We start from the raw sequence: 10,740 nt of genomic DNA, 5'->3' as shown, positions 1-10,740 counted from the left end.
AAGGCGCGCCGACAGGTTTGACGCGCGCACAAAAAAAGCGGCTGCGTACAAAGTGCGCAACCGCTTGTGTATCCTAGCCCCCGCCAGTGCCGTTATTGCCGGCATCCTGAACCAAAACGGTTCAAGGCGGTCACGGTCAGATCAATTTCGGGTTCGTCAAACGAGTGACGCTCACTCCCATCGAACTTGTTCCACGACCTATGCGTAAGAATGGTTCAAGGAATATATGGCAAATCTCGAACACCGCAGGGTAGAGCGCAGTTTACTCTTTTGATCCGTCATGTCAAATGGATTCGGTTTTCAGAAAAGATTTTCCTGGGGCGTCAGCGCCTTGTCGAGCACGGTGTGCATCGCTTCCAGTTTTTGCTTGACTTCGAGAATCGACATGTCCGACAGCGGTCCCTGCGGCGACTTGACCGACAGGAATTCCGCGGCGACGCTCAGCGCGGCCATCACGGCGATGCGGTCGGTGCCCTTCACCTTGCCCGAATCGCGCAGCTGGCACATCTTGCCGTCGAGGTAGGCCACCGCTTCGCGCAGGGTGCGCTCTTCGCCGTCGCGGCAGGCCAGGCGGTAGGGCTGGCCCATGATGGTGACGTCGAGATGGATCATCGTTGCTCCTGCTGGCGGGCGGCATGCGCGAGATGGAGCGGCCGCGGTTCATCCGGCCCGGGCTCGGGTTGCCCACCCTCGCCTTCGGCTTGCGCTTCGCCCGGCGGCTTGGGCAACTCGTCGAGCAGCGCCTCGACCCGGCGCTGGGCCTCGAACAGGCGCTCCTTGAATGCCAGGTTCTCGGCGCTGAGCAGGGTATTGGCCTGACGCAGCAAATAGTTCTCGGCGCGCAACGACTGGGTCAGCTGGGCGAGCCGGTCGATTTTGTCTGAGAGGTCTTGGAATTCGGAAATCATTCGACACTATAGGATCGAGAGGGATTTTCCGTCAACCGAATCGCGCTGCGGTGCGGCATGCCGCGCCCGCCGCCGGCCGTCCCGGCTGCCTGGCGTGCGGCAGGAAAGCGCCAGGCGGTGTACGCTGCCCGCCTCTTGCCAGGTTCGCACCGGGTGGCGAGAGATGCCAAAAACACATTGCTTGAAGCCCTGAAGGCTTGTGCCAGCTCAAGCGCACGAAAGTATTTAGCAATCTTGCTGCTTGAAATGGCAAATTATCGTCCCTATAATTAGCACTCGTTAGTAGAGAGTGCTAACAACTCTTTGCAGACCGACGCGGTGCTTGCCACAAGACTGCGACGGTGTCAAAAAACGCAAGTTAAACCACTGAATATTAAGGAGTTTTGCATGAACCTTCGTCCTCTGCACGATCGCGTTATCGTGAAGCGCCTCGACCAGGAAACCAAGACTGCGTCCGGCCTGATCATTCCTGATGCCGCGGCAGAGAAGCCAGACCAAGGCGAAGTCCTCGCCGTCGGTAACGGCAAAGTGCAAGACAACGGCCAGGTTCGTCCGCTGGAAGTGAAAGTCGGCGACCGCGTGCTGTTCGGTAAGTACTCCGGCCAGGCCGTCAAGGTCAATGGCGAAGAACTGCTGGTGATGCGCGAAGAAGACATCATGGCCGTCGTGGCCCAGTAAGTCTCATTCCCTGACCCCATTCACGATACATTCGGAGAAATAACAAATGGCAGCTAAAGAAGTAGTGTTCGGCGACGCAGCGCGCGCCAAGATGGTCGAAGGCGTCAATGTCCTGGCCAACGCAGTCAAGGTCACCCTGGGCCCGAAAGGCCGCAACGTCGTGCTCGAGCGCTCGTTCGGCGCCCCGACCGTCACCAAGGATGGTGTCTCGGTCGCAAAAGAAATCGAACTGAAAGACAAGCTCCAGAACATGGGCGCGCAGATGGTCAAGGAAGTCGCTTCCAAGACCAGCGACAACGCCGGTGACGGCACCACCACCGCGACCGTGCTGGCACAAGCCATCGTGCGCGAAGGCATGAAGTTCGTTGCCGCCGGCATGAACCCGATGGACCTGAAGCGCGGCATCGACAAGGCCGTCGCAGCGACCGTCGAAGAACTGAAGAAGATCGCCAAGCCAACCACCACCTCGAAAGAAATCGCGCAAGTCGGCGCGATCTCGGCCAACTCGGAAACCTCGATCGGCGAGCGCATCGCCGAGGCAATGGAAAAAGTCGGCAAGGAAGGCGTCATCACCGTCGAAGACGGCAAGTCGCTGAACGATGAGCTGGACATCGTGGAAGGCATGCAGTTCGACCGCGGCTACCTGTCGCCGTACTTCATCAACAACCCGGACAAGCAAGTCGCCGTCCACGAGCAGCCGTTCATCCTGCTGTGCGACAAGAAGATCTCGAACATCCGTGACCTGCTGCCGGTGCTGGAGCAAGTCGCCAAGGCCGGCCGTCCGCTGGTCATCATCGCCGAAGACATCGAAGGCGAAGCGCTGGCGACCCTGGTCGTCAACAACATCCGTGGCATCCTGAAGACCGTCGCCGTCAAGGCGCCAGGCTTCGGCGACCGCCGCAAGGCCATGCTGGAAGACATCGCCATCCTGACCGGTGGCCAGGTCATCGCCGAAGAAGTCGGCCTGACCCTGGAAAAGGTCACCCTGGCGGAACTGGGCCAGGCTTCGCGCATCGAAGTCGGCAAGGAAAACACCATCATCATCGACGGCGCCGGCCAGGCTGAATCGATCGAAGGCCGCGTCAAGCAGATCCGCGCCCAGATCGAAGAAGCGACCTCGGACTACGACCGCGAAAAACTGCAAGAGCGCGTGGCCAAGCTGGCCGGCGGCGTTGCCGTGATCCGCGTCGGTGCAGCCACCGAAGTCGAGATGAAAGAGAAGAAGGCACGTGTCGAAGACGCGCTGCACGCAACCCGCGCTGCCGTCGAAGAAGGCATCGTGCCAGGCGGCGGCGTGGCCCTGCTGCGCGCCCGCGCTACCCTGGACGTCAAGGGCGACAACCCTGACCAGGACGCCGGCATCAAGATCGTCCTGCGCGCCATGGAAGAGCCGCTGCGCATGATCGTCCAGAACGCGGGCGACGAGCCATCGGTCGTGGTCGCAGCCGTCCTGGGCGGCACCGGCAACTACGGCTACAACGCCGCCAACGGCACCTATGGCGACATGGTCGAAATGGGCGTGCTGGATCCAGCCAAGGTCACCCGCTCGGCACTGCAGAACGCAGCGTCGATCGCCGGCCTGATGCTGACCACCGACTGCATGGTCTCGGAAGTCGTCGAAGACAAGCCAGCCGGCGGCATGGGCGGCATGGGCGGCATGGGCGGCATGGGCGGCATGGACGGCATGATGTAATCCAGCCGGTCGCCTGGCGCGCCGCGGCAACGCCGGCGCGCCAGTCCTCCACGACGAAAAGCCCGCGAGGTTCACGCCTCGCGGGCTTTTTGCTGTCCGACATACTGAAAAACCGGGACGGCGGCTCAGCGCCGGGCGCGCGGCCCCTTGCGGCGCAGCCACAGCATGGCCGCCATGGCCACGCCGCCCAGCCACAGGGTGCCGGGCTCTGGCACGTCGACCGGATCGTTCGGCTCGACCTCGGTATCGTCCGGGGGCAGGCCCGGGGTGCCCGGCGTGCCCGGGATGGCCGGCGTATCGGGTCCACCCGGCGTGCCTGGCACGCCAGGCGTGGGCAGCGGCAGCTCCGGGTTCGGACCCGGGCCGGGATCGGGATCGGAGCCCGGACCGGTTCCGGTTTCCGGCGTCGGTGTCGACGGCGTCGGCGTATCCGGCGGGCTGCCGCCCGTGTCGCCGGGATTGCCTCCGCCGCCAGTGCCGCCATCGCCCTCGCTGGCGTTGCCCGGCGTCGGGTTGCCAGCGGCTGGCGGCGCCGTCGCGCCATCGCCGCTGCCATCGCCCAGCGTGCCGCCGCTCGAGATGCCCGAGCCATACCGCGCGGGCGGGCTGCCCATGAGGTCGGCCAGGCGCGGCTGCGCGACCGGCGCGGCGCCGCGCAGCAGGCCGGCGCCGTCCGGGAACACGTCGGGGTAGTAAGCCGGTCCTGCTCCGGGACCGTCGTCGAGTCCCTCCAGGCCGGCCGCCACCGCCATCAGGCCGCCGCCATCCTCGGTGACGAAGGAATCGAGTTCCGATTCGGTCGGGCCATTGGCTTCGACCGGGTACATCGGCACGTCCGAAATCCGGTTGGCGCAGCGCGCCCGCATCTCGTTCCTGCCGTCGGTGAGCAAGGTTTCGCCCGGCGCCAGCATGAGTTTCTTCTTTGTCCAGTACACCTGGTCGCCCTTACGGTACGACACGTACACGGCGCGCGGCTTGGTGACGGTGACCGCACGCGCGTTGGCGACGTCGAAGCCGGCATAGTGCGCCGCGACCACGGCGTCGGTGCGGATGACGCGCGCCAGCTCGTCCGCGTCCGCCACGCCGCCGGGAATGATCGAGAACGGATAGATGCGCCGCGCGGCGCCCTGCTCCGCGGCCGGCGCCGCACTGGCGGCGGCCGGCGCGATGGCGGCGCTGGGGCTCGCGCCGACATGGATGACCTCGTCCGGCTTGCGGTCCAGCCAGGTCCAGTCGATGTCCAGCGGCGGCGCCAGCACGCCCGCGACGCCCGTGGCAAGGCCCAGCATCGCAAGGATGCCAAGACGCTTTTCGCGTTGCGACGCTTTGACGAGGCTGCGGCTGTAGGCAGAGCGGCGGCGGTCCATGGGGACGAGTGGCGAGGGTGCAAAGTAGGAGTGGTCCTACAGAATAGCATTATTTCTATGAATAAATTACGGCTCCATGGTGAGAAATGTGATTTCGTGGCAAAAAACACGAATTACTTTCTGTATAGAAATATTTCGCACGACAGGCGCAAAGCATCGTTGCAATGCCCTTGCGTTCCGCGCAATCGATGCAGTCGGTCAGATGGCATCCGTGTTGCTGGTCGAACACGCATGGTTTACCATGACCGCCTGCCCTCACGAGACCCGCCATGTCCACACGCGCCGCTTCTTATTCTCCCTTGCGCCTGACCATTGCCGCACTGATGCTGTGCTGCGCCGTCGCCGGCTGCAAGCGCGCCGAACGCGAAGCGCCGCCGGCGCCAGCGCCGGCCGCGCCAAGCGTTCACGTGCCGGCGCACACGAAGGAAGAAGCGATGGCCTCGCTGCTGGCGTTGCCGGAACTGCAGGCGTGGTCGCGGCAGATCGAGCAGCGCAGCCAGGGCAAGGCGCGCGGCGCCGTGATCGAGGACGATCCGGTCCCGCGCGAAGTCAACGGCAAGAAGTATTACCAGCTGAGTTTTGTCGAGAACCGCGCCGAGGATGCGCGCCGCCGCGAGAGCTTCCTGGTGGCCCAGGACGGCAGCGAGATCCTGGTCGACGACGCCGATTCGGACACCCTGCTCAGCCTCCAGGAATGGCGCCGCACCATCGAGCGCGTGGATATCAAGAGCGCCAACTGACGCCGTGCGCCGCAGCGCTCAGCTGTCCAGGTGAGAGATGAGCAAGCGGCGCGGATCCTGGCCGGCGCCCTGCCCATGCTGGCCATCGACCGAGATCCCCACCGCCATGATGTCGATCAGCAGCAACTGCAGGATGCGCGAGATCATCGACAGGAAGCTGGTGCTGTCCTCGCTGTGATCGACCGCCAGGCATACGCTGGCCTTGCGCGCCAGCGGCGACTGGCTGTTGCTGATGGCGATCACGTCGGCGCCGGCGGCGCGCGCGATGTCCACCGCCTGCAGCAGCTCCGGCAAGCCGCCCGAATTCGAGACCGCGATCACCACGTCGCCCGGCCCCAGCAAGCCCGCGGCCAGCGTGAACAGGTGGGCGTCGCCATACAGCGCGGTCGGGATCTTGAAACGGAAGAATTTGTGCTGGCCATCCAGCGCCACCGCGCGCGAATTGCCGAGCGCATAGAACTCGACGCGCCGCGCGCGGCTCACGAGTTCGATCGCGCGGTCGAGCGAGCGCACGTCGAGTTGGTCGCGGAAGCGCAGGATGGCGGAGACCGTGTTGTCGATCACCTTGGCCGACAGATCGTGGGTGCTGTCGCTCATGCGCACCTGGCTGTGGCGCACGGGGATCGCGCCGGTCAGGCTGCTCGCGAACTTGAGCTTGAATTCGGCCAGGCCCTGGAAGCCCAGCGAGCGGCAGAAGCGGATCACGGTCGGCTGGCTCACGTCGGCCAGGCGCGCGATCTCGGCGATCGGTTCGTTCAGCACCGTGCGCGGATGCTCGAGCACGAGCGTCGCCACCCGCGCCTCGGCCGGCGACAGCTCTTCGCGCAGCTGCCCGATGCGTTCCATCAGCGTGTTGGCGCCGCTGCGCCCGCGCAGGTGCTCGGCCAGGATGGTCGCCACGCCGTGGAAGGCGGGGTTCGGCGTGGTGATCACATAGGTCGGGATATCCGCCAGGTAGTCGGAAAAGCGTCCCTTGGCCTCGAACCGCGTGCGAAACGGCGAGCGCGCGAACCATTCGCCGAGGCGCGGCACGATGCCGCCGCCGATGAAGATGCCGCCGAAGGCGCCCAGGGTCACCGCCAGGTTGGCGGCGGCGCCGCCCAGCATGCCGCAGAAGCACTCCAGCGTCTCCAGGCACAGCGGGTCGTCGGCCTCGAGCGCGCCGGCCACGATGGCGGCCGCGCTGCGCTCTTCGGCCCTGACGCCGTTGCGGTCGGCCAGCGCGCGGTAGATGACTTCCATGCCCGGCCCCGAGATCAGGCGCTCGTTCGACACGTGCGGCCATTCGCGCCAGGCGTATTGCAGGATGGCGAACTCGCGCTCGTCGGCCGGCGCGAAGTTGACGTGGCCGCCCTCGCTGCCCAGCGTGACGAAGCCGTCCGCGGTCGGGATCCCGCCCGACACGCCCAGGCCCGTGCCGGGCCCCAGCACGCCGATGACGGCGCCCGGCACGGGCGTGCCCGGCCCCACCTGCATCAGGTCTTCCTTGGCGAAGCCCGGCAGCGCGGTGGCCAGCGCGGTGAAGTCGTTGACGATCAACAGGGTCGACAGGCCCAGCTCGCGCCGCACCGCGTCGGTGGAGAACTCCCAGGCGCGGTTGGTCATGCGCACGTAGTCGCCGTTGATCGGGTTGGCGACCGCGAATGCGCCGTGGTTCAGCCGCACGTCCTCATGGTCTGCCAGGTAATGGCGCAGCAGCGGGACGATGCCCTCGAAGTCGTCGCAGCGCAGCACCTGGACCGAGCGAAACACTCCCGGCGCGGTCTGCAGCGCGAAGCGCGCGTGAGTTGCGCCGATGTCGGCCAGCAGGCGCGGGCCGTCGGCGAACGCCGTGCGCGCGAACTTTTCCGGCTCCTGCTGGATAGTCATCAGCCCTCCGCGCGTTCCAGGCCGAACCAGGCGCCGAACGGCGGCAGGGTCACGCGGCCGCCCCGGGCGTCGCCGGCCAGGCCGTCGACCGCGAGGCGGTCGGTGGCTTCGGTGGCCGGCCAGTCGAACGTGACTTCCGCGTTCGACAGGTTGAACGCCGCCAGCACGCTGCGCTCGCCCTCCAGGTCGCGGCGCAGGGCCAGCACCGGCTCCGGCGCGTCGATGAAGGCGATCTCGCCGCGCGTCAGCTGCGGCATGGTGCGGCGCAGGGCGATGAAGCGGCGCTGGAAGTTCAGCATCGAATCGGGGTCCTTGTCCTGCAGGTCGACCGCGGCGGCGGCGTGCGAGGGCTCGACCGGCAGCCACGGCTTGCCCGTGGTGAAGCCGGCGTGCGGCGCGGCGGCCTGCCACGGCATCGGGGTGCGGCAGCCGTCGCGGCCCTTGAACTCGGGCCAGAAGGTGATGCCGTACGGGTCCTGCAGCAGTTCGAACGGCACGTCGGCTTCGTGCAGCGCCAGCTCGTCGCCCTGGTACAGGCAGGGGGTGCCCTTGAGCGAGAGCTGCATCGCCAGCACCATCTTGGCAAAGCCGGCGGTGGCGTGCGGGCCGCCCCAGCGCGTCATCACGCGGATCGCGTCATGGTTGCCGACCGACCAGGAAGCCCAGCCTTCCTCGACGCGGCGCTCGAAGTCTTCCACTTGCGCGCGGATGTGGGCAGCGGTGAACACCGGCGTCAGGAAGTTGAAGCTGTAGGCCATGTGCAGCTTGTTCCCGCCCGCCATGTACTCGTTCATCTGGGCCAGCGCGTCGTCCGAGCTGATCTCGCCGATCGAGACCGCGCCGAATTCATCCAGCTGGGCGCGCAGTTGCTCCAGGAAGGCGATGTTCTCGGGCTGGGTCTTGTCGTAGATGTGGGCCTGCATGCCGTACGGGTTCACGTCGGTCACGGTCGAGGTGTCGCGCACCAGCGCCGGCGGATTGCTGCGCAACTGGCGGTCGTGGAAGTGGAACACGCAGGCGTCCAGGCGCACGCCGTCGACGCCGCGCTCGAGCCAGAAGCGCTGGGCCGCCAGGTGGGCTTTCTGCACCTCGGGATTGTGGAAGTTCAGCTGCGGCTGGCTCACCAGGAAGTTGTGCATGTAGTACTGCTTGCGGCGGGTATCCCATTGCCAGGCCGAGCCGCCGAACACCGACAGCCAGTTGTTCGGCGGGTTGCCGTCCGGGAGCGGATCGGCCCAGACGTACCAGTCCGATTTCGGGTTGTCGCGGTTGGAACGGCTTTCGACGAACCAGGGGTGGGAGTCGGCGGTGTGCGACATCACCTGGTCGATCATGATCTTCAGGCCCAGGCCATGCGCCTTGGCGACCAGGCGGTCGAAGTCGGCCAGGGTGCCGAACATCGGGTCGACGTCGCAGTAATCGGCGATGTCGTAGCCGAAGTCGCGCATCGGCGACTTGAAGAACGGCGACAGCCAGACGATGTCCACGCCCAGGCTCGCGATGTAGTCGAGCTTCTCGGTGATGCCGGCCAGGTCGCCGATGCCGTCGCCGTTCGTGTCGAGGTAGCTGCGCGGATAAACCTGGTAGATGATGGCGTCGCGCCACCAGTTCGGATTCGTCGTGGTCGGGATCTGGGTCATGGCTGGTCCGTGGTTTGGAATTCTAGGCAATATACAGGACGCAACAAAACTTGACAATTCCGGAAGTTTTCTAGAAATCCATAATTTATCCTTACGATTCAATACCTTGGCGTTTCGAAAACGTTTCCAGCAGCGTTGCGTGCGTAACTAAACTACGTCGATATGTTTCTCGTTTGTTTCACAACAATATTTTTATTGCAAAGTGAACCGCCCTCGTCATAGCATCGCGTCTGTTTGACATTTCAAGGAAGCGGTCGATGACTGATCTAGCAAAACCAGGTTCCGGGCGAATGCCGCGGCAGATTCCCTACATCATTGCCAACGAAGGCTGCGAGCGCTTCAGCTTTTATGGGATGCGCAACATCCTGACGCCCTTCCTGATCACGACGCTCCTGATGTTCCTGCCGGAAGACATGCGCACCGGCGAAGCCAAGCACGTGTTCCACACCTTCGTGATCGGCGTGTACTTCTTCCCGCTGCTGGGCGGCTGGCTGGCCGACCGCTACTTCGGCAAGTACAACACGGTGTTCTGGCTCAGCCTCGTGTATTGCGCGGGCCATGCCTGCCTGGCCATCTTCGAAGACAACGTCAACGGCTTCTATTTCGGCCTGTTCCTGATCGCGCTCGGCTCGGGCGGCATCAAGCCGCTGGTGGCCTCCTTCGTCGGCGACCAGTTCGACCAGACCAACAAGGACAAGGCGAAGATCGTGTTCGACGCCTTCTACTGGATCATCAACTTCGGCTCGTTCTTCGCTTCGCTGCTGATGCCGGTGCTGCTGCGCGACTACGGTCCGGCCTGGGCCTTCGGCGTGCCCGGCATCCTGATGTTCATCGCCACCATGGTGTTCTGGAGCGGCAAGAAGAAATACGTGCACGTGCCGCCGGCGCCGCCGAATCCGCACTCCTTCATGCAGGTGGCCAAGACCGCCCTGCTGGCCAAGGAACCTGGCCAGGGCCGTCCGGGCCTGAACGTGGCCCTGATCGGCGCCGCGGGCGCCGTGGTCTCGCTGGCGATGTCGGTGCAGTGGGGCTTCGTGATCGGCGCCTGCACCGCGCTGGTGCTGCTGATGGCCTTCGGCGGCATCGGCGCCTCGATGCAGCTGGATCGCGCGCGCGGCATCCATCCGCAAGAGGCCGTGGACGGCGTACGCGCCGTGCTGCGCATCCTGATCGTGTTCGCGCTGGTGACGCCGTTCTGGTCGCTGTTCGACCAGAAGGCCTCGACCTGGATCGTGCAGGCCAATGAAATGACGACGCAGGTCAGCTTCCTCGGCTGGACCTTCGACGTCATCCCGGCCCAGATGCAGGCCCTGAATCCGCTGCTGGTGATGATCCTGATCCCGGTGAACAACCTGCTCCTGTTCCCCCTGCTGCGTAAACTCGGCATCGAACCGTCGCCGCTGCGCCGCATGACCGCCGGCATCGTGCTGTCGGCCGCCGCCTGGATCGTGGTCGGCAACCTGCAGGTGGCGCTCGACGCCGGCGATCCGGTCTCGATCGCCTGGCAGATCGCGCCGTATGCGCTGCTGACCCTGGGCGAGGTGCTGGTCTCGGCGACCGGCCTCGAATTCGCCTACAGCCAGGCCCCGGCCTCGATGAAGGGTGTGATCATGGCCCTGTGGTACCTGGCCGTCACGGTCGGCAACCTGTGGGTGCTGATCGTGAACGCGAGCGTCAAGAACGAGTCGGTGGTGGGCTATATCGAAGGCACCGGCATGGGCGTGATGGCGGCGCAGATGTATTTCTTCGCCGGCTTCGCGCTGCTGTCGGCGCTGGTGTTCGGCTGGTATGCGACGCGCTACAAGATGGTCGACCATTATCGCGGCAACGCCGCGTAAATCGTGG

9 protein-coding genes and 1 other RNA gene are annotated in these 10,740 nt (G+C 65.2%); 4 read left to right on the top strand and 6 right to left on the bottom strand.

All coding sequences use genetic code 11. The features are described from left to right. Window positions 1-73 precede the first annotated feature (73 nt). From ssrS to HMPREF9710_RS08775, 3 genes are all read right to left on the bottom strand, one after another. Window positions 74-255: non-coding RNA, 6S RNA (gene ssrS / locus HMPREF9710_RS27045), on the bottom strand. A gap of 45 nt (window positions 256-300) precedes the next feature. After that, window positions 301-612 carry a cell division protein ZapA gene (locus tag HMPREF9710_RS08780; protein WP_005665654.1) on the bottom strand — a complete coding sequence of 104 codons (312 nt, stop codon included), beginning with the start codon at window positions 610-612 and terminating at the stop codon, window positions 301-303. Further along, entirely contained in the window at window positions 609-908 is a 300-nt protein-coding gene (locus tag HMPREF9710_RS08775; RefSeq protein ID WP_005665653.1) for a hypothetical protein, read from the bottom strand. The genes HMPREF9710_RS08780 and HMPREF9710_RS08775 overlap by 4 nt, the downstream gene beginning before the upstream one ends. A 387-nt stretch (window positions 909-1,295) precedes the next feature. Here HMPREF9710_RS08775 and groES point away from each other — a divergent pair, with 387 nt between their 5' ends. Both groES and groL read left to right on the top strand, forming a co-directional pair. Next, the gene (groES, locus tag HMPREF9710_RS08770) at window positions 1,296-1,586 is read left to right on the top strand and encodes a co-chaperone GroES (protein WP_005665652.1); all 291 of its coding nucleotides are present in this window, start codon (window positions 1,296-1,298) and stop codon (window positions 1,584-1,586) included. Window positions 1,587-1,632: 46 nt separating this feature from the next. Further along, complete coding sequence (groL, locus tag HMPREF9710_RS08765) at window positions 1,633-3,279, top strand: chaperonin GroEL (protein ID WP_005665651.1); 1,647 nt, start codon at window positions 1,633-1,635, stop codon at window positions 3,277-3,279. A gap of 125 nt (window positions 3,280-3,404) precedes the next feature. Here the strand turns inward: groL and HMPREF9710_RS26515 are convergent, their stop codons facing one another. Beyond that, window positions 3,405-4,568 carry a PEP-CTERM sorting domain-containing protein gene (locus HMPREF9710_RS26515; RefSeq protein WP_157225460.1) on the bottom strand — a complete coding sequence of 388 codons (1,164 nt, stop codon included), beginning with the start codon at window positions 4,566-4,568 and terminating at the stop codon, window positions 3,405-3,407. A 347-nt stretch (window positions 4,569-4,915) separates the two neighbouring features. Between HMPREF9710_RS26515 and HMPREF9710_RS08755 the strand changes: the two genes are divergently transcribed. Further along, window positions 4,916-5,386, top strand: coding sequence for a hypothetical protein (locus HMPREF9710_RS08755; RefSeq protein ID WP_005665649.1), 471 nt, complete (start codon window positions 4,916-4,918; stop codon window positions 5,384-5,386). A gap of 18 nt (window positions 5,387-5,404) precedes the next feature. Here HMPREF9710_RS08755 and HMPREF9710_RS08750 read toward each other — a convergent pair whose 3' ends face one another. Continuing rightward, window positions 5,405-7,255 carry a glucokinase gene (locus tag HMPREF9710_RS08750; RefSeq protein WP_005665648.1) on the bottom strand — a complete coding sequence of 617 codons (1,851 nt, stop codon included), beginning with the start codon at window positions 7,253-7,255 and terminating at the stop codon, window positions 5,405-5,407. Continuing rightward, window positions 7,255-8,895, bottom strand: a complete 1,641-nt coding sequence (locus tag HMPREF9710_RS08745) for an alpha-amylase family glycosyl hydrolase (RefSeq protein ID WP_005665647.1) — start codon at window positions 8,893-8,895, stop codon at window positions 7,255-7,257. The genes HMPREF9710_RS08750 and HMPREF9710_RS08745 overlap by 1 nt, the downstream gene beginning before the upstream one ends. A gap of 257 nt (window positions 8,896-9,152) precedes the next feature. Here HMPREF9710_RS08745 and HMPREF9710_RS08740 point away from each other — a divergent pair, with 257 nt between their 5' ends. Next, on the top strand, window positions 9,153-10,733 hold the full coding sequence (locus HMPREF9710_RS08740) for a POT-type proton-dependent oligopeptide transporter (RefSeq protein ID WP_005665646.1): 1,581 nt from the start codon (window positions 9,153-9,155) through the stop codon (window positions 10,731-10,733). The last annotated feature ends 7 nt before the right edge of the window (window positions 10,734-10,740 follow it).

This window comes from Massilia timonae CCUG 45783 (genome assembly GCF_000315425.1).
Classification (GTDB): domain Bacteria; phylum Pseudomonadota; class Gammaproteobacteria; order Burkholderiales; family Burkholderiaceae_D; genus Telluria; species Telluria timonae.
Note: the sequence above shows the minus strand (reverse complement) of the source record. Positions and strands in the feature narration are given on the sequence as shown.